This is a genomic window from Streptomyces sp. NPDC001536 (assembly GCF_042894505.1).
In the GTDB taxonomy this organism is placed as follows: Bacteria; Actinomycetota; Actinomycetes; order Streptomycetales; family Streptomycetaceae; genus Streptomyces.
Genome location: NZ_JBIAVQ010000006.1, coordinates 203,776 through 228,761, shown reverse-complemented (window position 1 = coordinate 228,761; position 24,986 = coordinate 203,776). Strand labels below are relative to the sequence as shown.

At 70.9% G+C, this 24,986-nt stretch carries 22 protein-coding genes; 13 read left to right on the top strand and 9 right to left on the bottom strand.

All coding sequences use genetic code 11. The annotated features are described in order from the left end of the window. Window positions 1-186: 186 nt before the first annotated feature. The 5 genes from ACFY0U_RS18930 (at window position 187) to ACFY0U_RS18910 (ending at window position 4,297) form a co-directional block, all read left to right on the top strand. Window positions 187-1,653 carry an amino acid permease gene (locus ACFY0U_RS18930; RefSeq protein WP_388636681.1) on the top strand — a complete coding sequence of 489 codons (1,467 nt, stop codon included), beginning with the start codon at window positions 187-189 and terminating at the stop codon, window positions 1,651-1,653. 40 nt (window positions 1,654-1,693) lie between these two features. Beyond that, window positions 1,694-2,182 carry a macro domain-containing protein gene (locus ACFY0U_RS18925; RefSeq protein WP_388636678.1) on the top strand — a complete coding sequence of 163 codons (489 nt, stop codon included), beginning with the start codon at window positions 1,694-1,696 and terminating at the stop codon, window positions 2,180-2,182. Continuing rightward, on the top strand, window positions 2,179-3,114 hold the full coding sequence (locus ACFY0U_RS18920) for a PfkB family carbohydrate kinase (protein WP_388636675.1): 936 nt from the start codon (window positions 2,179-2,181) through the stop codon (window positions 3,112-3,114). Before ACFY0U_RS18925 ends, ACFY0U_RS18920 begins: the two co-directional genes overlap by 4 nt. Continuing rightward, a complete protein-coding gene (locus tag ACFY0U_RS18915; protein ID WP_388636672.1) occupies window positions 3,111-3,524 on the top strand; it encodes a hypothetical protein in 414 nt (137 codons plus the stop codon). Before ACFY0U_RS18920 ends, ACFY0U_RS18915 begins: the two co-directional genes overlap by 4 nt. A gap of 86 nt (window positions 3,525-3,610) precedes the next feature. Next, window positions 3,611-4,297: a DUF6766 family protein gene (locus tag ACFY0U_RS18910; RefSeq protein WP_388636669.1), complete on the top strand. Its 687-nt coding sequence runs from the start codon at window positions 3,611-3,613 to the stop codon at window positions 4,295-4,297. Window positions 4,298-4,324: 27 nt separating this feature from the next. On the opposite strand, the gene ACFY0U_RS18905 is transcribed toward ACFY0U_RS18910, so the two are convergent. Beyond that, entirely contained in the window at window positions 4,325-5,833 is a 1,509-nt protein-coding gene (locus ACFY0U_RS18905) for a M1 family metallopeptidase (RefSeq protein WP_388636666.1), read from the bottom strand. Between the two features lie 204 nt (window positions 5,834-6,037). Between ACFY0U_RS18905 and ACFY0U_RS18900 the strand changes: the two genes are divergently transcribed. From ACFY0U_RS18900 to ACFY0U_RS18890, 3 genes are all read left to right on the top strand, one after another. Further along, window positions 6,038-7,993, top strand: coding sequence for a Xaa-Pro dipeptidyl-peptidase (locus tag ACFY0U_RS18900; RefSeq protein ID WP_388636663.1), 1,956 nt, complete (start codon window positions 6,038-6,040; stop codon window positions 7,991-7,993). Then, complete coding sequence (locus ACFY0U_RS18895; RefSeq protein ID WP_388636661.1) at window positions 7,990-9,234, top strand: M14 family metallocarboxypeptidase; 1,245 nt, start codon at window positions 7,990-7,992, stop codon at window positions 9,232-9,234. Before ACFY0U_RS18900 ends, ACFY0U_RS18895 begins: the two co-directional genes overlap by 4 nt. A 65-nt stretch (window positions 9,235-9,299) precedes the next feature. After that, window positions 9,300-11,003: a BCCT family transporter gene (locus ACFY0U_RS18890; protein WP_388636658.1), complete on the top strand. Its 1,704-nt coding sequence runs from the start codon at window positions 9,300-9,302 to the stop codon at window positions 11,001-11,003. Between the two features lie 116 nt (window positions 11,004-11,119). Here ACFY0U_RS18890 and ACFY0U_RS18885 read toward each other — a convergent pair whose 3' ends face one another. Beyond that, window positions 11,120-12,070 carry an FAD-dependent oxidoreductase gene (locus tag ACFY0U_RS18885; RefSeq protein WP_388636655.1) on the bottom strand — a complete coding sequence of 317 codons (951 nt, stop codon included), beginning with the start codon at window positions 12,068-12,070 and terminating at the stop codon, window positions 11,120-11,122. Window positions 12,071-12,136: 66 nt separating this feature from the next. Here ACFY0U_RS18885 and ACFY0U_RS18880 point away from each other — a divergent pair, with 66 nt between their 5' ends. Further along, a complete protein-coding gene (locus ACFY0U_RS18880) occupies window positions 12,137-13,159 on the top strand; it encodes an oxidoreductase (protein ID WP_388636653.1) in 1,023 nt (340 codons plus the stop codon). A gap of 31 nt (window positions 13,160-13,190) precedes the next feature. Here the strand turns inward: ACFY0U_RS18880 and ACFY0U_RS18875 are convergent, their stop codons facing one another. Continuing rightward, window positions 13,191-14,108, bottom strand: a complete 918-nt coding sequence (locus tag ACFY0U_RS18875; protein ID WP_388636651.1) for a peptidoglycan-binding protein — start codon at window positions 14,106-14,108, stop codon at window positions 13,191-13,193. 208 nt (window positions 14,109-14,316) lie between these two features. Here ACFY0U_RS18875 and ACFY0U_RS18870 point away from each other — a divergent pair, with 208 nt between their 5' ends. Next, window positions 14,317-15,957, top strand: coding sequence for an ABC-F family ATP-binding cassette domain-containing protein (locus tag ACFY0U_RS18870; protein ID WP_388636649.1), 1,641 nt, complete (start codon window positions 14,317-14,319; stop codon window positions 15,955-15,957). Here ACFY0U_RS18870 and ACFY0U_RS18865 read toward each other — a convergent pair. The 4 genes from ACFY0U_RS18865 to ACFY0U_RS18850 form a co-directional block, all read right to left on the bottom strand. Then, a complete protein-coding gene (locus tag ACFY0U_RS18865) occupies window positions 15,954-17,132 on the bottom strand; it encodes a serine hydrolase domain-containing protein (protein WP_388636647.1) in 1,179 nt (392 codons plus the stop codon). The two genes, ACFY0U_RS18870 and ACFY0U_RS18865, sit on opposite strands and share 4 nt — an antisense overlap. A gap of 212 nt (window positions 17,133-17,344) precedes the next feature. Then, entirely contained in the window at window positions 17,345-19,735 is a 2,391-nt protein-coding gene (locus ACFY0U_RS18860) for a Tex family protein (protein WP_388636645.1), read from the bottom strand. Window positions 19,736-19,815: 80 nt separating this feature from the next. Continuing rightward, window positions 19,816-19,947 (bottom strand): LPFR motif small protein, encoded by a 132-nt coding sequence (locus tag ACFY0U_RS18855; RefSeq protein ID WP_252100555.1) that lies wholly within the window; start codon window positions 19,945-19,947, stop codon window positions 19,816-19,818. Between the two features lie 123 nt (window positions 19,948-20,070). Next, window positions 20,071-20,940 (bottom strand): hypothetical protein, encoded by an 870-nt coding sequence (locus tag ACFY0U_RS18850; RefSeq protein WP_388636642.1) that lies wholly within the window; start codon window positions 20,938-20,940, stop codon window positions 20,071-20,073. Between the two features lie 114 nt (window positions 20,941-21,054). Between ACFY0U_RS18850 and ACFY0U_RS18845 the strand changes: the two genes are divergently transcribed. Further along, entirely contained in the window at window positions 21,055-22,014 is a 960-nt protein-coding gene (locus tag ACFY0U_RS18845) for a GlxA family transcriptional regulator (RefSeq protein WP_388636640.1), read from the top strand. 158 nt (window positions 22,015-22,172) lie between these two features. Continuing rightward, window positions 22,173-22,808 carry a DJ-1/PfpI family protein gene (locus ACFY0U_RS18840; RefSeq protein WP_388636638.1) on the top strand — a complete coding sequence of 212 codons (636 nt, stop codon included), beginning with the start codon at window positions 22,173-22,175 and terminating at the stop codon, window positions 22,806-22,808. Here the strand turns inward: ACFY0U_RS18840 and ACFY0U_RS18835 are convergent. Continuing rightward, window positions 22,795-23,544, bottom strand: coding sequence for an enoyl-CoA hydratase/isomerase family protein (locus ACFY0U_RS18835; protein ID WP_388636636.1), 750 nt, complete (start codon window positions 23,542-23,544; stop codon window positions 22,795-22,797). The two genes, ACFY0U_RS18840 and ACFY0U_RS18835, sit on opposite strands and share 14 nt — an antisense overlap. A 280-nt stretch (window positions 23,545-23,824) precedes the next feature. On the opposite strand from ACFY0U_RS18835, the gene ACFY0U_RS18830 reads away from it, so the two are divergent. Continuing rightward, window positions 23,825-24,334 carry an ATP-binding protein gene (locus ACFY0U_RS18830; RefSeq protein ID WP_388637199.1) on the top strand — a complete coding sequence of 170 codons (510 nt, stop codon included), beginning with the start codon at window positions 23,825-23,827 and terminating at the stop codon, window positions 24,332-24,334. Between the two features lie 12 nt (window positions 24,335-24,346). Here ACFY0U_RS18830 and idi read toward each other — a convergent pair whose 3' ends face one another. Then, window positions 24,347-24,940 (bottom strand): isopentenyl-diphosphate Delta-isomerase, encoded by a 594-nt coding sequence (idi, locus tag ACFY0U_RS18825; protein ID WP_388636634.1) that lies wholly within the window; start codon window positions 24,938-24,940, stop codon window positions 24,347-24,349. Between the last annotated feature and the right edge of the window lie 46 nt (window positions 24,941-24,986).

Genomic DNA, 24,986 nt, shown 5'->3' with positions numbered 1-24,986 from the left:
ACCCCTGATGACCATGCTCGGCGATCATGTGAGATGTGCCGCCCTGTGAGGTCCGCCACCGCGTGAGGGGTGCGGGACGGGGGAAGGTGGCCCCTTGGTCTGTGCCTCCACCGAGCGCACAGGCCATACGTACGTCCGGACACCCGAGCGCGATCCGCTCGGGCGCACCAGAGAGCGGTACCACTCGTGAGCAAGGACGCCGTGGACACGGCACAGGCCGCCCACCCCACCCCGGCGGCCGGGACCCCCGCGGACGCGGGCGACGCCGGTTACAGCAAGGACCTCAAGGCCCGCCACGTCAACATGATCGCCATCGGCGGCGCGATCGGCACCGGCCTCTTCCTCGGCGCCGGAGGGCGCCTCCACAACGCGGGCCCGGCGCTCGCGATCGCCTACCTCGTCTGCGGGATCTTCGCCTTCTTCGTGGTGCGCGCCCTCGGCGAGCTCGTCCTCTACCGCCCGTCGTCCGGTTCCTTCGTGTCGTACGCGCGCGAGTTCCTCGGCGAGAAGGGCGCGTACGTCGCCGGCTGGATGTACTTCCTGAACTGGTCGACGACGGGCATCGCCGACATCACCGCGATCGCGCTCTACACGCACTACTGGAGCCTGTTCACCGACATCCCGCAGTGGACGCTGGCCCTGATCGCCCTGGCCGTGGTCCTGGCGGTGAACCTGATCTCGGTGAAGATCTTCGGCGAGATGGAGTTCTGGTTCGCGATCATCAAGGTCGCCACGCTGGTCGCCTTCATGTTCGTCGGTATCTTCCTGCTGGCCACGCGGCACGAGGTCGGCGGCCAGACCCCGGGCCTGAGCGTGATCAGCGACAACGGTGGCGTCCTTCCGCACGGCCTGATGCCCGTCGTCCTTGTCATGCAGGGCGTGATCTTCGCCTACGCCGCCCTGGAGCTGGTCGGCGTCGCCGCCGGCGAGACCGCCGAGCCGGAGAAGGTCGTCCCGCGCGCGGTGAACTCGATCATGTGGCGGGTGGGCCTGTTCTACGTCGGCTCGGTGGTCCTGCTGGCCCTTCTCCTCCCCGGCTCGGTCTACTCGGCCGACGAGAGCCCCTTCGTCACCGTCCTGTCGAAGATCGGCGTCCCGGCGGCGGGCGACGTGATGAACCTGGTGGTCCTGACGGCGGCGATGTCCTCGCTGAACTCGGGCCTGTACTCCACGGGCCGCATCCTCCGCTCGATGGCCATGGCGGGCTCGGCCCCGAAGTTCACGGCGAGGATGAACCGCAGCCAAGTCCCCTACGGCGGCATCCTGCTCACCTGCGCGGTCTGCGTCCTCGGTGTCGGCCTGAACTACCTCATGCCGAGCCAGGCCTTCGAGATCGTGCTCAACGTGGCCTCCCTGGGCATCATCTCGACCTGGGTGATCATCATGATCTGCCACCTGGCCTTCGTCCGACGCGCCAAGGCCGGCCTCCTCACCCGCCCGTCCTTCCGCCTCCCCGGCAGCCCGGTCACCGAGATCGCCACGATCGCCTTCCTCCTGGCCTGCCTGGGCATGATGGCGAACGACCCCGAGGTCGGCCGCAAGACCCTCCTCCTCATCCCGGTGATCGCCGCGATGCTGGTGGCCGGCTGGTACGCCGTCCGCCGCCGGGTCACCGAGACGGCGGACCAGGAGCTGACCCGCATCACCGGATGACCCGGAGGCCACTGTCAGTGGCAGCGCCTACGGTGGCGTCATGTCGGAGATCACTTACATCCGGGGTGACGCCACCGCGCCGTCGGTGAAGGGCGTCAAGGTGATCGCCCATGTCTGCAACGACATCGGGGGATGGGGCAAGGGCTTCGTGCTCGCGCTGTCGCGCCGCTGGCCGGAACCGGAGAAGGAGTTCCGCGCCTGGCACCGAGAACGCGCCGGGAACGACTTCGCGCTGGGCGCGGTCCAGTTCGTGCGGGTCGAGCCCTACGTGTGGGTGGCGAACATGGTTGGGCAGCGGGGCACCCGCACGGGCAGCAAGGGCGTGCCGGTGCGCTACGAGGCGATCGACGCGGCACTGGAGAAGCTCGCGGCGAAGGCCACGGAACTGGGCGCCTCCGTGCACATGCCACGGATAGGGTGCGGGCTGGCAGGGGGCAAGTGGTCCCGCGTCGAGCCGCTCATCACCGAGCGGCTGGTCGGGAAGGGGATCGCGGTCACGGTCTACGACCATGGGGAGAGCCGGAGTTGAGCAGGCACACCGACGTCCTGGTACTGGGCGGCGCGGGCGTCGACACGATCATCTACGTACCGGAGCTCCCGCTCCCGTACGCCGACAGCTACATGATCGACTCCGGGATCCGCACCCGCGCGGGCCAGACCGGGGACTTCGTCTCCGTCGCCCTCAGCTCGCTCGGCCTGCGCACCCATCACCTGGACATGCTCGGCGACGACCCCGAGGGCGACCTGGTCCGGGCGTTGCACCGGGACCGGGGCATCGCGCTCACCGCCGTCCCGCAGCCGGCCGGGACAAAGCGCGCGGTCAACCTCGTAGGACCCGACGGGCGCCGCCTCTCCCTGTACGACGTGAGCCGCTCCCACCCGGAGGACCGGCTGCCGGAGTCCACGGTCCGGGCACTGGCCGAGTCGAGCCGGCACGCGCATGTCTCGATCACCCAGCCGTGCGCGCACGCCCTGCCCGTCCTGCGCGACGCCGGGGTCACCCTCTCCACCGACCTGCACGACTGGGACGGCGAGAACCCGTACCACGAGCCGTTCGCGTACACGGCGGACGTGGTCTTCCTCTCCGCCACCGCCCTGACCGACCCCGAACGCACCATGCGCCGCATCGTCGAGCGCGGCCGCGCCGAGGTCGTCGTCGCCACCGCGGGCGCCGAGGGCGCGTATCTGCTGGCCGACGGCGAGCTGACCCGGATCCCCGCGGTCACCCCGCCCGCGCCGGTGGTGGACTCCAACGGAGCGGGCGACGCCTTCGCGGCCGCCTTCCTGTACGGCAGGCTGACCGGCGAGCCGCCGCACCGGTGCGCCCTGTACGGCGCGGTGGCCGGCGCCCACGCCTGCACGGTGCCGTCGACGGAGACGGACGCGATCGACCGGGACGCCCTCCACACCCGTGTGGCCGGTTTTTTGTCCGCGGAGGAATCGGGTACCCGAACCGTGTGAGAAAGGTGCCCTGGCTCGGCACGCTGATAGTCCTGTCCAGCTGCGGACTGGTTCTCGGCGGTTGCGACAGTGCCGGACAGCGGGACTCGGCGGCCTCCACCGCGGCAGCCGCATTCGAGCGCCTGCTCAGCTCCGATGACGCCAAAGGCCTGTGCGAGGCACTCGCGCCGGAGACCCGCGACGCGGTGGAGGAATCCGGGAAAGCGGATTGCGAGAAGGCGGTCGCCGCCCAGGAAATACCCCTCGGCGGTGACATCCGCGGCACGGACGTCTACGGCAGACAGGCCCGAGTCGTCCTCGAATCGGACACGCTGTTCCTTTCGCGGTTCGCGGACGGCTGGAAGGTCGTCGCCGCCGGATGCACCCCTCGTGAGGGCCGGCCCTACCAGTGCACGCTCCAGGGAGGCTGAGGGCGTATGCGGATCATGTTCACGCTCTGTCTGGTCCTCGTCCTCGGCGGACTCGTCTATTTCAGCGCCGTGGGGCTGATGAACCGATGACCACGAGAACGCGCGGATTCCTCCGCGACAACGGACTGGGCCTCGGATTCGGCATCGCATTCCTGCTGGCTCTCGTGGGACAGGCCATCGCGGGCCACGCGGAGTTCAACAACCAACTGGCCACCGACGGACTGGCCCAGGTCGGATTCGGCGAATACCTCATGTCGTCCGACTTCGCCGTCGACGTGACGGAGAACTGGCAGTCGGAGTATCTCCAGTTCTTCCTCTACATCACCGCGACCGTGTGGCTCCTCCAACGGGGTTCGCCCGAATCGAAGGAAATGGACAAAGCCGGAACGGAGTCCGACAAGGCCCAGCAGGTGGGCAGATACGCCCACCGGTACTCACCGCGCTGGGCCCATGGGCGCGGACTGCGGCTGCACGTCTACTCGCACTCCCTCGGTCTGGTGATGGGCACGCTGTTCGCCCTGTCCTGGCTGTCCCAGTCGATCACCGGTGTCGCCGCCTACAACGAGGAACAGCTCCGGCAGCTCCAGGCGCCCATGAGCTGGGCCGACTACGCCGGTTCCGCGGACTTCTGGAGCCGCACCCTGCAGAACTGGCAGTCCGAGTTCCTCGCCGTGGCGTCCATGGCCATCCTGTCCGTCTACCTCCGCCAGCGCGGCTCGCCGGAGTCCAAGCCGGTCGGGGCGGCCCACACCTCGACCGGAGTCGAGGGCTGAGACGGACCGCCCCGCCATACTCGGGACCTAGTGCTCGTGCACGTCGTTCGTCGCGGCGATCTTCTTCCACGACTTCGGCTGCGCGGGGACCGCCCCGTCCGCAGCCGACCGGGCGATGGACGCGCCCGCGCCCGCCGCAGCGGGAGCCCCCGGCTTCGACGGCTGGAACAGCCAGGTGTCGAAGAGCGCCGACAGCGACTGCCCCGACACCTCCTCGGCGTACGTCCGGAAGTCGGCGACCGTGGCGTTGCCGTACGCGTACTTCTGCGGCCAGCCCTTCAGGACCGCGAAGAAGGCGTCGTCCCCGATCTCGTTGCGCAGCGCCTGAAGGGCCAGCGCGCCCCGGTCGTAGACGGCGATGTCGAACTGGTGCTCCGGGCCCGGGTCGCCCGGCTTCACCGTCCAGAACGGGTCGTCGGCCGGGTGCGAGGCGTACACGTAGTCCGCGATCTCCTGCGCCGTGCCCTCGTCCTCGTGCTCGGACCACAGCCACTGCGCGTACCGCGCGAAGCCCTCGTTGATCCAGATGTCCTTCCAGCCGGCGACGGAGACGAGGTCGCCGTACCACTGGTGGGCCAGCTCGTGCACGACCACGGAGGTGTTCGAACCGTTGGCGAACTGGCGCGGGCTGTAGAAGGGCCGGGTCTGGGTCTCCAGCGCGTACCCGGTGTTGGTGTTCGGCACATACCCGCCGAGCGCGTTGAAGGGGTACGGCCCGAAGTACCCGCTCAGCCAGTCGGCGACCTCCCCGGTCCGCTCGATGCTGGCCCGCGCCGCGCCGGCGTTGTCGCCGAGGTCCTTGCTGTAGGCGTTGACGACCGGGATCCCGCTGTCGGTCCGGCCCGTCGTGATGTCGAACTTCCCGACGGCCAGCGTCGCCAGATAGGTGGCCTGCGGCTTGTTGGACCGCCAGTTGAAGCGGGTCCAGCCGGCGCGTGAACTCGTCGACTGGAGCGTGCCGTTGGAGATGGCCTGGGTGCCGTCCGGGACCAGCACGGACACGTCGTAGGTGGCCTTGTCGAGCGGGTGGTCGTTGCTGGGGAACCACCACCAGGCGGCCTCGGGCTCGTTGGCGCCGACCCCGCCGTCCGGCGTGCGGTGCCAGCTGGTGAAGCCGTACGCCTGCTTCGACGACGGCACCCCGCTGTAGCGCACGACGACGGTGACGGCCGTGCCCTTCGCCAGCGGCGTCCTCGGCGTGATCTCCAGCTCGTGCTCGCCCGACGTGGTGAACGACGCCTTCGCGCCGTTGACCCGCACCTCGGCGACGTCCAGCAGAAAGTCCAGGTTGAAGCGCGACAGATCCTGGGTGGTACGGGCCAGGAGGGTCGCCGTGCCCTCCAGTTCGTCCGTCGCCGGCTGGTACTTCAGCCGCAGGTCGTAGTGCGAGACGTCGTATCCGCCGTTGCCGTAGGCCGGGTAATAGGGGTCGCCGATGCCCGGAGCGCCGGGGGAGAGGCTCGCGGCCGACGCCGGGATCGCCAGCAGGACGGACGCGGTGGCCAGTGCGCCGGGCGCGATGATTCTGCGGTGCACGAAAGCTCCAAGTCGTAGGGGCACGAAGTCTGTTCGGAGCCTATTCATCACCTGTGGGCGCAGTCGTGTCCACAGCCACCCCTGTCACACGATCGCCATTCGGCCGACATGAGCGAACCTCTCCCACGCACCTTTCCAGCCACTTCCCGCCTGCCCCGATCGGCCCTCTTTTGCACGGGAGTTGACCGCTGTACCGTCCGCGCCATGCCGATAAGCACGCGCTTCACGATCTGGAGACCGCTCGCGACCGCGGCCACCGCCGCCCTGCTGGCCACGTTCCTCACGCCGGCCGCCGCACACGGCGCCCCGCGAGAGAGCAAGCCCGTCTACTCGTACGAGAACGCGGTCCGTGAGGCCGTCTGGGTGGACACCGGACTCGACGGGGACGGCGACGGGAAGAACGACCGCGTGGCCGTCGACATCGTCCGCCCCCGCGAACTCGCCCAGCAAGGCCGCAAGGTGCCGGTCGTCATGGTCGCCAGCCCGTACTACTCCTGCTGCGGGCGCGGCAACGAGGGCCAGCGGAAGACGTACGACGCGAACGGCAACGTCGTCCAGATGCCGCTGTTCTACGACAACTACTTCGTGCCGCGCGGCTACGCCTTCGTCGGCGTCGACCTCGCCGGCACCAGCCGCTCCGACGGCTGCGAGGACGTCGGCGGCCGCGAGGAGGTCCAGTCGGCCAAGGCGGTGGTCGACTGGCTGAACGGCCGCGCCACCGCCTACACGAGCCGCACCGGAAGCGCCAAGGCCAAGGCCGGCTGGTCCAACGGGAAGACCGGCATGATCGGCAAGAGCTGGGACGGCACCGTCGCCAACGGCGTCGCCGCCACCGGCGTCAAGGGACTGAAGACGATCGTCCCGATCAGCGCCATCTCCTCCTGGTACGACTACTACTTCCAGCAGGGCGCCCCGCTCTACGACTCCGGCCCCGACTGGCTGGCCACCTACGTCAACAGCCCCGAGGCCGAGGCCAAGTGCGGAGCCGTCCAGCAGCAGCTCGTCGACGGCGCCCCGCGCACCGGCGACCGGACCCGCCTGTGGACCGAGCGGGACTACCTCAAGGACGCCTCCAAGGTGAAGGCGAGCGTCTTCGCGATCCACGGCCAGCAGGACCTCAACGTCCGTATGCGGCACCTCGGTCAGTGGTGGGACGCCCTCGGCAGGAACGGCGTCGAGCGCAAGCTCTGGCTCTCCCAGACCGGCCACGTCGACCCCTTCGACTTCCGTCGCGCCGAGTGGGTCGACACCCTGCACCGCTGGTTCGACCACGAACTCCTCGGCTACGACAACGGCATCGACCGCGAGCCGATGGCCGACATCGAACGCCACCCCGACCAGTGGGTCACCTCCAAGGTCTGGCCCCCGCGCGGCACGAGCACCGCGACCCTGCGCCCCGCCGACGGAACCCAGCCCGGCGTCGGCACCCTCGGACTGACCCGCGACCGCGGCACCGAGACCTTCACCGACGACCCGGCGCTGAGCGAGACCGACTGGGCCGCCCGGATCGACACGTCCACCCCCGAGAAGGCGGGCTTCACCACCGGCGCCCTCACCGAGGACCTGCGTCTGGCCGGCTCCTCGAAGGTCACCGTCACCGCCACCCCGACCACCTCGACGGCCCATCTCTCCGCCGTCCTCGTGGACCTGGGCCCCGCCACCATTCGCGACTACGCGAGTGCCGGCGAGGGCATCACCACGCTCACCGACCGCACCTGCTGGGGTGCGAGCACCGCCGGTGACAGCGCCTGCTTCAAGGAGACCCGGGCCAAGACCGCCGACGTCGACTACACCGTCGTCAGCCGCGGCTGGGCCGACCTCGGCACCTACGCCAACCCCGGCAAGGGCGTCCCGCTCACCCCGGGCAAGGCGTACACCATCACCCTCGACCTGGCCGCCACCGACCATGTCGTCCCGGCAGGCCACCGCCTCGCCCTGATCGTCGCGGGCACCGACAAAGACCTGATCGACCCGCCGTCGACCACCCCGACGCTCACGATCGACCTGTCCCGCACCTCGGCCCGCGTCCCGTTCGTCGGCGGCGCCTCGGCGTTCGCCCACGCCACGCAGGGCGCCGCCACCGCCGTACCGCAGACCGCGCCGCTCGACGGCGTGACGGCACCGCGGACCCTCCAGCGCGTACCGGGGGCGGGCCGATGATCCGAGCCCTGACCCTCACCACGGCAGCGCTTGCCGCGTCCCTGGTCGCCGTGCCGGCCCACGCGACCGAGGCCCCACCGCGCACCGGCTTCGAACAGTCCGACGGCGCCCGCTGGACCGGCGAGACGGAGGAGCGGGAATTCCTGGCGGCCGTCGACGCGGCGAGCGACCGGGTCTCCCTCGCCCGCATCGGCACGACGAAGCAGGGCCGCCCCCTCCACCTGGTCCGCCTCGGCAGGCAGGGCGCCCAGAACAAGGTGCTCCTCGTGTGCAGCCAGCACGGCGACGAGCCGTCCGGCCGTGAGGCCTGTCTCTCCAAGGTCCGCGACCTGGCGTACGCGAAGGACGCCGGTACCCGGCGCTTCCTGGACCGCACCACCCTGCTCGTCGTGCCCACCGCCAACCCCGACGGCCGGGCCGCCGACACCCGCGGCAACAGCGACGGCGTCGACATCAACCGCGACCACCTCGCGCTCCGGACGGCCGAGGGACGGGCCCTGGCCGCCGTGATCCGCGACCGACAGCCCGATGTCATCTACGACCTGCACGAGTACGGAGCCACGCCCCCGTACTACGACAAGGACCTCTTCGACCTCTGGCCCCGCAACCTGAACACGGACGAGGCGGTCCACGACGAGGCCGAGACCCTGTCCCGGGCGTACGTCCGCCCCGCCGCCCAGCACGCCGGGTACACCACCGGCACGTACGGCATCTGGACCGACCCCGTCACGGGCGATCCGATCAGACAGACCGCCGGTGACGGCCAGGAACGCATCCTGCGGAACATGTCCGGCATCAAGCACGCGGTCGGTCTGCTCATCGAGAGCCGCGTCGACGCGCTCGCGGACGTCGACGAGGCGACGAACAACCGGCGCCGGGTCGACTCCCAACTGGCCGCGCTGAAAGGCCTGTTCGGCTTCGCTGACGAGCGACGTGGCCGGATCGAGGCGGCGACCGGCAGAGCCCGCGTCGAGGGCTGGGCCGACACCGGACCCGTCTACGTCGGCGGCGCCGACAACGATCCGGCCGAACCCGCCGAGGTGATCCAGGACCCGCCCTGCGGCTACCGGCTCACCGACGCCCAGTACACGGAGGTCAAGGACGAACTCGCCCTGCACGGAGTGAGGACCAAGGGCACCTACGTCTCCCTTCGCCAGCCCCTGCGCGCCCTCGTCCCGCTGCTCCTCGACGCACGCGCCCCGTACCACCTCACGGCGGGGGAGCCCGACACCGACTGCTGAAGCGGCATCGATCACCGGCACCTGTGGTACTCCGTACCCATGGTTTTCGGGAAAAGGTGCCGCAAATGACGGAAGACTTGAAGAAGAGGGGCGGCCGGGAAGGTCCCTCGGACGTTCCCGGCCCCCACAGCACCGACCGCGTGGTGTTCGGCGTCACCGCCGTCATCACCGTGGCCTTCGTGATCTGGGGCTCGACGGCGACGGACTCGCTGGAGAGCGTCTCCACGAAGATGCTCAACGGCCTGATCCACAACGGCGGTTGGGCCTTCATGCTGGCGGCCTCCTGCTTCGTCGTCTTCGCCCTGTGGCTCGCGATCAGCCGCTACGGCCGCATCCACCTCGGCGCCGAGGGCGAGGAACCCGAGTTCAAGACCGTCTCCTGGGTCGCGATGATGTTCAGCGCCGGCATGGGTATCGGTCTGATGTTCTACGGCGTGAGCGAACCCCTCTCGCACTACACGACCCCGCCACCAGGCACCGACCCGGCCAACTCCGGCGAACGCATGGAGACGGCCATGGCCACCACCCTCTTCCACTGGACGCTGCACCCCTGGGCGATCTACGCGGTGGTCGGCCTCGGCATCGCCTACAGCACCTACCGCAAACGCCGCCGCCAGACCATCAGCGCGGTCTTCACCCCGCTCATCGGCGAGAAGCACGCCAACGGCACCGGGGGCCGGGTGATCGACATCCTCGCGATCATCGCCACCGTCTTCGGCTCGGCCGCCTCACTGGGCCTGGGCGCGCTCCAGATCGGCTCCGGATTCCAGGAGCTGGACTGGATGGACGACGTGAGCGAGGGCCTGCTCGTCGCCATCATCGCCGTGCTGACCCTGGCCTTCGTGGCCTCCGCGGTCTCCGGTGTGGAGAAGGGCATCCAGTGGCTGTCCAACACCAACATGGTGCTCGCGCTGATCCTCGCGGTGTTCGTGTTCATCGCGGGCCCCACGATCATCGTCCTCGACCTGCTGCCCACCTCGATCTTCGCCTACCTCGGCGACCTGCCCCAGCTCGCCGGCCGCACCGAGGCCAGCGGCGGCGAGGGCGTCGCCGACTGGCTCGGCAGCTGGACCGTCTTCTACTGGGCCTGGTGGATCTCCTGGACGCCGTTCGTCGGCATGTTCATCGCCCGCATCAGCCGCGGCCGCACCATCCGGCAGTTCGTCGGCGGCGTCATCCTCGTGCCCAGCACCGTCAGCCTGGTCTGGTTCGCCGTCTTCGGCGGTACGGCGATGAAGCTGAAGGAGGGCGGCGCGCTGCGCGGGGCCGACACGCCTGAGGGCCAACTCTTCGGAGTCCTCCAGGAGTTCCCCATCGCGACCGCCACCAGTCTGCTCGTGATGATCCTGGTCGGCATCTTCTTCGTCTCGGGCGCCGACGCCGCCTCCATCGTCATGGGCACGCTCTCCCAGCGGGGCGCGCTCGAACCGGGCCGCTTCGTCGTCGTGTTCTGGGGCGTCGTCACCGGCGCCGTCGCCGCCATCATGCTGCTCGTCGGCAGCGGCCAGGGCGACGCGCTCACCGGTCTGCAGAACCTCACGATCCTGGCCGCCGCGCCCTTCGTCCTCGTGATGATCGGCATGTGCGTCGCCCTCATGCGCGACCTGCGCCGCGACCCGGTCATCGTGCGCGGCGAGATGGGCTCCGAGGCCGTGGCACTCGCCGTGATCGAGGGCCACAAGAGGTACGACGGCGACTTCGAGATCAGGGTCGGCCCGGGCGCCGGCACGGAGACGGAGGGCGACCCGCTGGGCCACGACCACGGGTAGCTCCGCTGGGAGAGCGGTGATCAAGCCGCAGGCTGGTGGGGGCTGGTCGCGCAGTTCCCCGCGCCCCTTTGGGGCGCGGTGCCGCACCGGGATTCATCAGGACCGCTTGGACGGATTCAGGAGGAGGCGAGCGTCGCCGCCTCCTCCGCGCAGCCCCAGGCCACCGTCACCCCGGCCCCGCCGTGCCCGTAGTTGTGCACCAACACCCTTCCGCCCGGAAGTGTTTCGCGCTCCAGACGTACCGCGTCCCGCGCCGGCCGCAGCCCCACCCGGTGCCCCAGCACCCGCGCCCCCGCGATCTCCGGCCGCAGCGCCGCGCACCGCCGTACGATCGCCTCGGCCACCGCGGGATCCGGCTCCGTCGACCAGACACCGTCCTCCGCCGTGCCACCCAGCAGCAGCCGGTCCGTATGCGGGAAGAAGTACGCCATCTCCCCGTCGGCGCCGGTCGACACGACCCACGTCCGGATACCGGGATTCGCCACCACGACCAACTGCCCCCGCACCGGCTCCACGGAGACGTCCGGCACCAGCTCCCGCGCGCCGAGCCCGGTGCAGTTGACCACCACCGGTGCCCCGACCGACCCGAGATCGGACACCGTACGCGTCTCGATCGTCCCGCCCGCGTCCAGCAACCGCCGCCGCAGCCAGGGCAGATGGGCCGCCATGTCCACCAGCGGCAGCCGCGCCCACAGCCCCGCCCCGGCGTACTCCTCGGCCGTGGCCGCGCGCAGACCCGGCAGCCGCTCGCCCGCCCAGGCCCTGGCCTTGTCCAGATCCGCCTCGCCGAGTACTCCTTCGACCACGCGTACGCCGGTGCGCTCCGGGTCCGCCGCGAGCGCCTCGTACACCTCCAGCGAGCGCAGCGCCCACGCACGGGCCGAGGCGACCGGCTCGATCCGGTACGGCCACCACAGCGCCCCCGCAACCCACGAGGTGGTGCGCTCGACCGGATCCCGTGTCCACACCCGCACCCGCCTGCCACGCTCGGCGAGGACCACGGCCGTCGTCAGCCCGATCACCCCGCCACCGACCACCACGACCTCACCGCTCGGCTCACTGTCCACGCCGGGACGTTAGCGGAATGTCGCATGCCGTGCGCAGAGCGCGCTTGCTGCGGGAATACTCGCAGCATGTCTGCCGAATACGCGACCTTCGGCCTGGCACCGGCGATGCGTGCCGGTGGAGTCCTCGTCAACGGTGACTACCAAGTCCACCGGGACTTCGTGGACTTCATCGTCGACGGACGACCGCTGCTCTTCCAACTCTCCGACCTCGACGCCGTCTCCCCCCTGGCCTCCGACGTACCACCCTCGATCTTCACCGCCCAGGTCCGCAGCCTCCTGCTGGAGACGGACGCCCCGCTTCCGGACGGGCGCTTCGTCATATACGGCTGTCCCGAGTGCGAGGACCTCGGATGCGGTGCCGTCACCGCCGTCATCGAGAAGGAGCACGGCGACTTCATCTGGCGGGACTTCGCCTGGCAGACCGACGACCACGCCGACCTGGAGCTCAACGGCTACCACGGCATCGGCCCCTTCCGCTTCCGCGGTCCCGAGTACCGGCAGGCCCTGGACTCCCTGCTCGGCCCCGACTCCGCGAGCCCGCGCCGCCGCGTCCTGCTGATCGGCGCCCGCGTCGCCCTCCTCGCCAAGCTCGCCGCCGCCCTGCGTACCATCGGCATCGGCGCCGACATCACCCAGGACGCCGAGGGCGTGCCCGCCGACGAACTCCGCGCCTACGGCGCCGTCGCCTTCGGCCGTGCGGTGAGCCAGCAGGAACGTGCCGCCGTACGCCGTTCCTTCGAGCGCGCCGGCGTAGAGGTGGCGTACGTCGACGGCCTCGCCCCGATCGTCCCGCTCCTGGTCGCCCAGATCGAGCACGCCCTCGACCGGCGCCCGCAGGAACAGCGCCGGCTGACCCGGCTGGTCGCCGCCGACGGCGAGGCGGGCGTCGAGGTCACCTCGCCGTGCCGGGTGCGCCTCACGGCGTACCGCCTCGACCGGCTCCTGCGCACCCACGCCCAGGAGGTCTTCGACGGGGTCCTGGAAGCGGGCCGCCACCGCATCGCGCTGGACGCGAGGGCGGTGAAGGGGGAGTCCTTCGTGGTGGCGCGGACCTCGGGGAGCGTGCTGGTCGAGGCGATGGCGCACTGAGGGCCCCCGCCGCGACGGGGGCCCGGGGCGCTCAGGAGAACAGCAGGCGCCAGGTCAGCGGACCGGGGTTGCCGTCGGCGTCGCCGCGCAGCTCCTTGCGCGACTTCTGGAAGGCCCGCACGTTGAGCTGGTCCGCCTCACCCCACGTCGTGCTGGGGCCGACCTTGTAGTGGTCGCCGAACCCCTTCTTCACCAGCTGCTTGCCGAGCTGGAGCACGTACTTGTTCGAGGCGCCGCTCACGAAGTACTTGCGTCCCGGGAACGCGGGGACCTTGGGCTTGGCGGGCGTGGTGGTCGCGGGGGTGTCGTCGTCCACGTCCAGCTCGGCCTTGGCGTACTTGAGGAGCGCGGCGAAGTCGATCGCCCCCGGGTCGCCGTGGAGGTTCTCGACCACGTGGAGGTGCCCGCAGATCCCCTTGAACCCGTTCCACTCCGCGGCGGACATCCGGGCCCCGTTGCCCTTGCCGTACGAGCTCGGGTACGCGGGCCACTCCTTCGGCCCCGACAGCGGCACGCCGTGCTGCTCGTGCATCCAGGCCAGGAAGCCGGCGACGGCCTGGAGCGCCCAGTCCGGGGCCTCCGGCCAGTAGATGTGCTGCTGGCCCGCGGCCGCCCACTTCTTGTGCGTCTTGGGGTCGCAGGTGCCGACCAGCTCGACCTGGCACACGTTCGCGGTGTTGGTCTCCGCGCCGCCCCGCAGATTGACCAGCGCCCTGGACGAGGTCTCGATGTCGAAGTGCTGGAACCACTTCAGCTTCTTGGCGCCGAAGTCCGGCACCGCCGTCAGGTTCGGAGCGGAGCCACCGCCGCCGTAGCCGGGCAGGGTCCGGCCCTCGGTGGTGTGCAGGACGACGACGTTGACCTCCATCGGGTCGCCGCCGAAGTCGTCCTGGTACCAGTTCGCCCGGCTCGCGCCCGGGTAGCGCTGGGGACCCGTCTTCGTACTCATCGCAGAACTCCTGAAAAGGGTGACGTCGGTCTGGCGACCATGCGGTGCAAGGAAGTTGACCGTAAAAGTACGACCAACGGGGGGAGATCGGTGGGTGTTGCCGTTGCTTCGCTGTTGTCGCTTTGTTGTCCCGCCGGGCCGGGTGCGCGGTCCCGGCCCGATATCCGCGGGAAGCCCCCTCGGGCACCTCGCTAGGATCGGTCCCCTCATGACTGCAACCCTCGTCGCCAAGAATCTCGCCGCCGGCCACGGCGACCGCTCCCTGTTCGCCGGGCTCGACCTCGTCGTCGCGCCCGGTGACGTCATCGGGCTGGTCGGAGCCAACGGCGCGGGCAAGTCCACCCTGCTCAAGCTGCTCGCCGGGCTGACCACGCCGGAGGAGGGCGAGCTCCGTCTCTCCCCGCCGACGGCGAGCGTCGGCCACCTCCCGCAGGAGCCGGAGCGCCGCCCCGGCGAGACGGTCCGCGAGTTCCTGGCCCGCCGCACCGGTGTCACCGAGGCCCAGCGGATCATGGACGAGGCGACCCAGGCCCTGGTCGACGGGGCACCGGGCGCGGACGACGCGTACGCCACGAGCCTGGAGCGCTGGCTCGCCCTCGGCGGCGCGGACCTCGACGAGCGCGCCGAGGAGGTCACCGACTCACTGGGCCTGGCGGTGGACCTGGACCAGCCGATGACGTCCCTGTCCGGCGGCCAGGCGGCCCGGGCGGGGCTCGCGTCCCTGCTGCTCTCCCGCTACGACGTCTTCCTCCTCGACGAGCCGACCAACGACCTCGACCTGGACGGCCTGGAGCGCCTGGAACGCTTCGTGAGCGGCCTGCGCGCCGGCACGGTCGTCGTCAGCCACGACCGCGAGTTCCTCACCCGCACCGTCACCAAGGTCCTCGAACTCGACCTCGCGCAGGGACAGATCAATCTCTACGGCGGCGGCTACGAGGCCTATCTGGAGGAGCGCGAGGTGTCCCGCCGGCACGCGCGCGACGACTTCGAGGAGTACGCCGACAAGAAGGCGGCCCTCCAGGACCGGGCGCAGACCCAGCGCTCCTGGATGGACAAGGGCGTCAAGAACGCGCGCCGCAAAGCGGGCAACGACAACGACAAGATCGGCCGCAAGTTCCGCAGCGAGGCCAGCGAGAAGCAGGCCGCGAAGGCCCGGCAGACCCAGCGCATGATCGAACGCCTGGAGGTCGTCGAGGAGCCGCGCAAGGAGTGGGAACTGCGCATGGAGATCGCCTCGGCGCCGCGCTCGGGGTCGGTGGTGGCGACCCTGAGGGAGGCGGAGGTCCGCCGCGGCGACTTCGTGCTCGGCCCGGTGACCCTCCAGATCGACTGGGCGGACCGGGTGGCGGTCACCGGCGCGAACGGCGCCGGCAAGTCGACCCTCCTCGGCGCCCTGCTGGGCCGCGTCCCGGTCGACGCGGGCACCGCCTCCCTGGGCTCCGGCGTCCTGGTCGGCGAGGTCGACCAGGCCCGCAAGCTGTTCCACGGCACCGAGTCACTCCTGGACGCCTTCTGCGCCGCGGTCCCCGACACCGAACCGGCCGAGGTCCGCACCCTGCTGGCCAAGTTCGGCCTCAAGGCCCACCACGTCCTGCGCCCGGCGGCCACACTCTCCCCGGGCGAACGCACGAGGTCCGCCCTGGCCCTGCTCCAGGGCCGGGGCGTCAACCTCCTGGTCCTCGACGAACCGACCAACCACCTCGACCTCCCGGCCATCGAGCAGCTGGAGTCGGCGCTCGACGCCTACGAGGGCACGCTGCTCCTGGTCACCCACGACCGCCGCATGCTGGACGCGGTCCATGTGACCCGCCGCCTGGAGGTCGCGGACGGCAAGGTGACCGAACGCTAGGACCGGTGGCGCAGCAGCGCGCAGACGAAGTTCTCCTGCACGGCGCGCATCTTGCGCAGCAGGTCGGGCTTCTGGGCCTGGTTGATCTGGGTGGTCACCGAGAACGTCAGTGACCTCTGGCCGTCCGGCGTGGCCGCGATCAGCTGGGTGTAGCCGAGGGTGTTGCCGGTGTGCCCCAGCACCACGCCGCAGCGGGTGGTGTACCGGAAGACGGCGAGCCCCGCGTCGTTGCGCCCGGGCCCCTTGGGCTCGGAGTTGCCGGGGATCCAGTCGCGCTGCTGCTCCACGACATCGGGGCCGTACAGCCGCCCTCCCGCGTAACCGCGGATGAAGCGCGTCATGTCGGCGGGCGTGGAGACGATCCCGCCCGAGGCCCACACTCCGGACATGCCCAGGACCTCGCTCACGTCCTCGGGCGGGTCGGGCGGGCTCACGTCGTAGCCGTGCAGATACGGCTCCGGCATGCGGTAGCCCTGCGGCAGGCTGGTGTCGCGCAGGCCCAGCGGCCGGTACACCAGCTTGTGCAGCAGTTGTTCGTACGGGATGCGGGTGGCCGCCTCCGCCATCAGGGCCACGGCGATGTTGTCCGAGTTGGAGTACTCGTAACGGGAGCCCGGCGCGAACCGCAGGGGTTCGTCGGCGATGAAGTCGAGCAGCCTGCGGGAGTCGAAGCGGTGCCGGGGGTCGGCGAGGACGATCTCCAGGAACCCCTCGCTCCGCGAGTAGTCGGGCAGACCGCTGGTGTGGTGCAGCAGCTGGCGCAGTGTCACGGCGTGCCAGGCCTCGGGCAGGTGGGGCAGCCGCTGACCGATGGTCTCGTCGAGATCCAGGGTGTTCCAGTCGACGAGGGAGAGCGCGACCGCGCCGCTGAAGGCCTTGGCCGTACTGGCGATCCGCATGTGGTCGTGGGGCGCGGGCCGGCGACCGGTGTCGAGATCGGCGACTCCGGCCGTGATGACCCGGCTGTTCCTGCCGTCACGGAGCACGGCGATCGCACCGGGCGGACCGCCGGGCTCGTCGACCAGGTCCTCGAGCTGCTCCTGGAGCCCGGCGTCGGAGTGCGGTCCGGGAGGCGGGGCGGCGTCGGCGGCGGTCGGCAGCAGCGCGGCCAGACAGGCCGCGATCAGGCCGATCGCCACCTGGCGGCGACGGGTTCTCAGTGGTCGTACAGGCATGGGCTCTCCCGGACGGGGTCGGACGGACCCGCCCAGCTTCGCCCCGCCCGGATCGAGGGAGCCGCTTGAGCTACTGCACCTGGCGCAATGGGAAGGGGCGCGAAGCGCCCCTTCCCAGGGGCGCGGGGCTGTATCGACATGCGGCTCCGCCGCGCGAGCGCGACCAGCCACGACGGACCCGCAGCTTCCCCACAACCCGATCGGCGAAGCCGTCAGCGCTTGCCCTTCTTCGGATCGAGCAGCCCGGCCTTGCGCAGAGCATCCGCCATCGCACTGTTCGCCGGCGGCGCCGCCTGCCGCGACCCACCGCCCTGACCACCACGGCCACCACCCTGCCGCTGCTGGCCCTGCTGCCGCTGCTGAGGAGGACGCCCGCCCCGCTGCCGGCGCTCGCCCCCGCCATCCTGCTGACCCTGCGGAGCCGTCTCGTCGTCCAGCCGCAGCGTCAGCGAGATCCGCTTGCGCGGGATGTCGATGTCGAGGACCTTCACCTTGACGATGTCACCCGGCTTCACCACGTCCCGCGGGTCCTTCACGAAGGTCTTCGACAGCGCCGAGACATGCGCGAGACCGTCCTGGTGGACACCGACGTCGATGAACGCCCCGAAGGCCGCCACATTGGTGACGACGCCCTCCAGCACCATCCCGGACGTCAGGTCGGAGATCTTCTCGACGCCCTCCTTGAAGGTGGCCGTCTTGAACGCGGGCCGCGGGTCGCGCCCCGGCTTCTCCAGCTCCTTGAGGATGTCGCTGACCGTCGGAAGACCGAACGTCTCGTCGACGAAGTCCTGCGGTCGCAGCGACCGCAGCACACCCGTGTTCCCGATGAGCGCGGCGACCTCCTGGCCCGCCGTCTTCACGATGCGCCGGACCACGGGATACGCCTCGGGGTGCACGCTGGACGCGTCCAGCGGGTCGTCGCCGCCGCGGATCCGCAGGAAGCCCGCGCACTGCTCGTAGGCCTTCGGACCCAGCCGGGCCACCTTCTTGAGCTCGGTGCGCGCCTTGAACGGCCCGTTGGCGTCGCGGTGCGCCACGATGTTCTCGGCGAGGCCGGAGGTGATGCCGGAGACGCGGGCGAGCAGCGGGGCGGACGCCGTGTTGACGTCCACTCCCACGCCGTTCACACAGTCCTCCACGACCGCGTCCAGTGAGCGCGACAGCTTCACCTCGGACAGGTCGTGCTGGTACTGGCCGACACCGATGGACTTCGGGTCGATCTTCACCAGTTCGGCCAGCGGGTCCTGGAGACGGCGGGCGATCGACACCGCGCCGCGCAGCGACACGTCCATGTCCGGCAGCTCCTGCGAGGCGAAGGCCGACGCCGAGTACACGGACGCGCCCGCCTCGGACACCATCACCTTGGTGAGCTTCAACTCCGGGTGCTTGGTGATGAGTTCACCGGCGAGCTTGTCGGTCTCGCGGGACGCCGTGCCGTTGCCGATCGCGACCAGGTCGACCGCGTGCTCCTTGGCGAGCCGGGCCAGCTTGGCGATCGCCTCGTCCCACTTGTTGGCCGGGACGTGGGGGTAGATGACGTCGGTGGCGACGACCTTGCCGGTGGCGTCGACGACGGCGACCTTCACACCCGTACGGAAGCCAGGGTCCAGGCCCAGGGTCGCGCGCGTGCCGGCGGGGGCGGCGAGGAGCAGGTCGCGGAGGTTCGCCGCGAACACGTTCACCGCCTCGTCCTCGGCGGCGGTGCGCAGCCGCAGCCGCAGGTCGATGCCGAGGTGCACCAGGATGCGGGTGCGCCAGGCCCAACGGACGGTGTCCTTGAGCCACTTGTCGCCGGGGCGTCCGCGGTCGGCGATCTGGAACCTGTGGGCGACGATCCCCTCGTACGAGGAAGGACCCTCGGTCGCCTCCTCGGGCTCCAGGACGAGGTCGAGGACCTCCTCCTTCTCGCCGCGCAGCATCGCCAGGACGCGGTGCGAGGGCAGGTCCTTGAAGGGCTCGGCGAAGTCGAAGTAGTCGGCGAACTTGGCGCCCGCCTCCTCCTTGCCGTCCTTCACCTTGGCGGCGAGGCGCCCGCGCACCCACATGCGCTCGCGCAGCTCGCCGATCAGGTCGGCGTCCTCGGAGAACCGCTCGGTGAGGATCGCCCGGGCGCCGTCGAGCGCGGCCTGCGGGTCGGCGACGCCCTTGTCGGCGTCGACGAACGCCGCGGCGGCGGCCAGCGGTTCGACGGTCGGGTCCCCGAGCAGCCCCTCGGCGAGCGGCTCCAGACCGGCCTCCCGGGCGATCTGCGCCTTGGTCCTGCGCTTCGGCTTGTACGGGAGGTAGATGTCCTCCAGGCGCGCCTTGGTGTCCGCGCCGCGGATCTGCGCCTCCAGCTCCTCGGTGAGCTTGCCCTGCTCGCGCACCGACTCCAGGATCGCCGTCCGCCGCTCCTCCAGCTCCCGCAGATAGCGCAGCCGCTCCTCGATCGTGCGCAGCTGCGCGTCGTCGAGCATCTCGGTCGCTTCCTTGCGGTAGCGAGCGATGAAGGGCACCGTCGAACCGCCGTCGAGCAGTTCCACGGCGGCCCTGACCTGCCGCTCCCGAACGCCGAGCTCCTCGGCGATCCTTCCTTCGATGGATGCCACGAGGGGTGTCGTCACGATGCCGTACCGCCTTCTCACTGAGGTTGCGCGGCAATTGTGGCAGGTGGCACCGACAGCCGGGGATCAGGGCGCGGACATCAGGCCCGCCGACTCCGCGTGGAGCCCGAGGCACCGCCGAACAGCCGGGCCAGCGCCCGGAAGGGCAGCGTCACGACGGTGGCTATGGCGCCGCCGATCTGCCGGAGTACGTCTGCGATCGCTCGGAACACGAACTTCCCCTTTCATCGCCCGGCCACGTGACCGGGGGACTCCGGGTACCTCGCTGCCGTCCCGCCATGCATCCGGTTGCACAGGAGCGCCGCCCTCGGACCGCCGCACCCCCTGCCCGACGCTCACCCCTTGCCGATCAGATCCACCGGATACGCCCCCGCCGCCAACGCCGCCCGCGCGAATCCCGCCCCGAGTTCCGTCAGCCGTGCGACACCCGTGGCGCCGAGGTGTTCGTACGGTGCCCGGTCCAGGCGGTCCGTCTCGTCCTCGATCTCCTCGCGCAGCGCGGCGCCCCGCTCGGTCAGCTCACCGGCCTCGTCCAGCAGCCCGCGGTCCCGGAGGCGCGCGACCGCCTCGTCCCATTCGGCCTGGCTCCAGCCGCGCGTGGCGAGCACCCACTTGGGGCTCGTGCCCTTGCCGGTCGCCGCGTGGACCACCATGGCCTCCAGGCCGTCCAGCTCCGCCGCCGTCAGCACGGCGAGATGGCCGTCGCCCCGGTGCTCGCGCAGCAGGGTCGCGGCGTGGAAGTACGCCAGGTGCGGCTCCTCGGGCACCGGCAGGTCCGCGTGCGCCGAGTACAGCGGACGCGCACCGCGCGAACAGGCCTCGGTCGCGCCCAGCGCCAGCTTCGCTGCCTCCGCCATCTCCGGCGACGCCAGGGTCTGCGCACCGAGCAGCCGCCGCAGCGCCGCGTCGACGCCACGCACGCGTGCCGCGAGGACGTCCTCGGGCGAGGCCGTGGCCCAGACGGCGGGAACGTACCGGGCCACGAGCTCGTGCTTGTAGTTGGAGAACGTCGCCGTCACCGTCCCGGCGCCCACCGCCCCCATGGCGGCGGCCCGCACCGCGAAGTTCGCGGCCCTGGGGTGCGTGATCCCGATCCCGGCCAGCTCCTCGCCCAGCTCGGGCGCGAAGTAGGAGGTGGCGTGGAGGGAGTTGAGCACATTCGCGCAGCGGCGGACGGCCCGGAGCTCGAGGGGGGCGGTAGTCATGCCCGGCAGGTTACCAACCGCTTGGTATGCCCCTCTACGGCCGGGAAGGACGTGGCAGGAAAGGTGGGGTACTCGTCATTGCGGCCGTCGAAGGGCCCGCCCAGAATCGAGTGCATGACGCAGCGAACCGTCCTCGTCGTCCTCTTCGACGGGGTGCAGAGCCTTGATGTCACCGGCCCCCTGGAGGTGTTCGCCGGGGCCGAGACCCACACTCCGGGCACGTACCGCATCCGTACGGCCTCCCTGGACGGCGCCCCCGTGCGTACCTCCAGCGGCCTGACCCTCGTACCGGACCTGGCTCTCACGGACGCGTCCACCCCGCACACCCTCCTGGTCCCGGGCGGTCAGGGCACCCGCCGCCCCGACCCGTCCCTGATCGACTGGCTGCGCGGGAACGGACCGCGCGCCGAGCGCCTCGTCTCGGTCTGCACCGGCGCGATCCTGCTCGCCGCGGCGGGCCTGCTCGACGGTCGTCGCGTCACGACCCACTGGGCGTACTGCGACACGCTCGCCCGCGACCACCCGGCGATCGACGTCGAAGCCGACCCGATCTACATCAGGGACGGACCGGTCGCCACCTCCGCCGGTGTCACCTCCGGGATCGACCTCGCCCTCGCACTGGTCGAGGAGGACCTGGACCGGGACGTCGCCCTGACCGTCGCCCGCTATCTGGTGGTCTTCCTGCGCAGACCCGGCAACCAGGCCCAGTTCAGCGCCCAGCTGGCCGCGCAGACCGCGCAGCGCGAGCCGCTGCGGGAGGTCCAGCAGTGGATCACCGAGCATCCGGACGGCGACCTGAACGTCGAGTCGCTCGCCGCCCGCGCCCGGCTCTCACCCCGCCACTTCGCCCGCGCCTTCCAGGCGGAGACGGGCATGACCCCCGGCCGCTACGTCGACCGGGTCCGCCTCGAACACGCCCGCCGCCTCCTGGAGGACACCGCCGACGGCGTCGAGGAGATCTCCCGCGCCAGCGGCTACGGCACCTCCGAGACCATGCGCCGCGCCTTCGTGAGGGCCCTGGGCACACCCCCCGCTGAATACCGCCGCCGCTTCCACCCGGCAAGGGCTCATTGAGCCTCCCACTCCCCGCACCCCTTGAGACCGGTTCACTGCACGCGCCCAAGGGGCGCGGGGAACTGCGCGAACAACCACGAACCACCCGCAGTCGCCCGCGAAACAGAACCTCTCGAGCTCTTAGGCGTCCGTCCCCTCCGCCCACCGAAAGGCCCCCGATGCAGATCGCCATCGTCCTCTTCGACCGCTTCACCGCCCTGGACGCCGTGGGCCCCTACGAGACCCTCGGCCGCCTCCCCGACGCGGACCTGGTTTTCGTCGCCGAGCGGACCGGCCCCGTCCGCACCGACACCGGAACGCTCGCCATCACTGCCGACAAGCCCCTCGCCGAGGTGCCGGACCCGGACATCGTGATCGTTCCCGGCGGCCCCGGCCAGACCCCGCAGATGGAGAACGAGACCCTCCTGGACTGGCTGCGCGCCGCCGACGCAACCAGCACCTGGACGACGTCCGTGTGCACCGGCTCCCTGCTGCTGGCCGCCGCCGGACTCCTCGACGGCCGCCGCGCGACCTCGCACTGGCTCGCCCTGGACTACCTGAAGCGGTTCGGGGCCGAGCCCACGGGGGAGCGGGTCGTCTTCGACGGCAAGTACGTCACCGCGGCCGGCGTCTCCTCCGGCATCGACATGGGGCTCACCCTGCTCGGCCGGATCGCCGGCGACGAACACGCCCAGGCCGTACAGTTGTTGACGGAGTACGACCCGCAGCCGCCCTACGACGCCGGCTCGCCGGAGAAGGCCCCGGCGCACCTCGTCGAGGAGTTCCGCTCCAAGAGCCGGTTCAGCCTGACGTAGTCCAGGTGAAGCGCGGCTGCCTGCGCTCCAGGAACGCGGCGACGCCCTCCGCGGTGTCGCCGTTGCCGCGCGCCTGCTCGGCCCAGTGGCCGTCCCGGTCCGTGACCCCGCCCGCGAACTCCTTCGCCGCGGCCTGCGTCAACTGCGAACGGGACGCCAGGATCCGGGTGAACTCCACGACCCGCTTGTCCAGTTCGCCCTCCGCCAGCACCTCGTCGACCAGCCCGGTGCGCAGCGCCCGTTCGGCGTCGATCAACTCACCCGAGAACAGCAGGTACTTGGTGGTGGCCGGACCCACCAGCGCCACCAACCGCCTGGTGGAGGAGGCCGGATACACGATCCCCAGCTTGGCCGGGGTCACCCCGAACAGCGAGCCTTCCTGCGCGAACCGCAGATCGCAGGCGGCAGCGAGTTGCGAACCGCCGCCCACGCAGTGCCCGCGGATCGCCGCCAGCGTCGGCTTCGGGAAGGCCGCGAGGGCCTCCTCGGCCGCCCCCGCGAGCCCCTGCGCCTCGTCCGGCGACCCCCGCAGCGTGGAGATGTCGGCCCCGGCGCAGAACGTCCCGCCCTCGCCGGTCAGCACCAGGGCCCGTACGTCCGGGTCGGCGGCGAGGGTGTCGAGGAGCGGCGGCAGCGACCGCCACATCGCGGCCGTCATCGCGTTGCGCTTGGCCGGGTGGTGGATGACGACGGTGGCGACCGAATCGGTCACGCTGTACAGCAGCTGGGGCTCCATGGCCGGATGCTAACCGGTCGTCGTCCGCCGTCCCGAGGCGGCGCCCGAGGGCGACACACGGAGCGAAAAGGACGAGGCGGTCGCCAAACCCGTACAACCCGAATAGTTCGCGAACGCGGCACAAGTGGGACAGGAGCAGTCCCCTATTCGACCTTGTCATGCGGGGGCGATCACAAACGCTCGATATCTGCTGACTTCTGTTCAGTCATCCGGCGCGGAGCGACGCGTTACCAACACTCGACGTGTGGTGACAATCGAGCGCGAGGGTGGCGACCGGACGATGGACAACCATGGGCGCGGGTCCGGCCCACGCCCAGCAGCCGGTGAGGTCGAGGAGCCGGCGCCCGGCCCGCCCGGGCCACTGCCGTACGAAGGCGTCTGGCGGTTCACCGCCCCCGCCGTCGACGCCTCGGTGCCGCAGGCGCGGCACGCCGTGCGGGATCTGCTGCTGCGCCAGGGCGTACCGGTCTCGGACGACCTGGTGCAGGGACTCCTGCTGATCGTCTCCGAACTGGTCACCAACGCGGTGCGGCACGCGGCCCTGCTGTCGCCGATGCTCGCCGTGGAGGTCGCCGTCGGCGCCGAGTGGGTGCGGGTGTCGGTGGAGGACAACCACCCCTACCGTCCGACCGCCCTGGAGACCGACCACAGTGGTGAGGGCGGCCGAGGGCTGCTCCTGGTGCGCGAGGTCACCCGGGAGGCGGGCGGTGTCTGCGATGTCGAGCACACGGCGAACGGCGGCAAGGTGATCTGGGCCGCCCTGCCGCTCGCGCCCGTGCGGGTGTCGTAGGAGAAGCCGCCGTCACCAGCCCGCGGACGGGCCCGTCAGCTCCCTGACCGCGGGACGGGCCGCGTCCAGCACCGTCATGAACCAGGACGAGAAGGTGTCCTTGGCGTGCCGCTCCGCCAGCTCGGCGGGCGTCACGAAGACCGTCTCGCCGACCTCCTCCGGGTCCGGGCGCAGGGGTGCCTGCAACAGGCCGACGAAGAGGTGGTTGTACTCCTGCTCCACCAGGCCCGAGTCCGGGTCCGGGTGGTTGTAGCGGACCGTGCCCGCCTCGGCGAGCAGCGACGGGGAGGCGCCCAGCTCCTCGTACGTGCGCCGGGCCGCCGCCGCGAACGGCGCCTCACCCGGATAGGGGTGGCCGCAGCAGGTGTTGGACCACACGCCGGGGGAGTGGTACTTGCCCAGCGCGCGCTGCTGGAGCAGCAGCCGGCCCCGCTCGTCGAAGAGGAACACGGAGAAGGCGCGGTGCAGCTGCCCCGGCGCCTGATGGGCGGCGAGCTTCTCCGCGGTGCCGATCGTGACGCCGTCCTCGTCGACCAGTTCCAGCAGAATCGCGTCAGCTGTGCCGTTCGACGGACTGTGCGTCGCGGTGGCAGGTGTGATCGGCATACCCATCCTTCGCATCGGTTTTTCGCGCCCCAAGTCTGCCGCACAA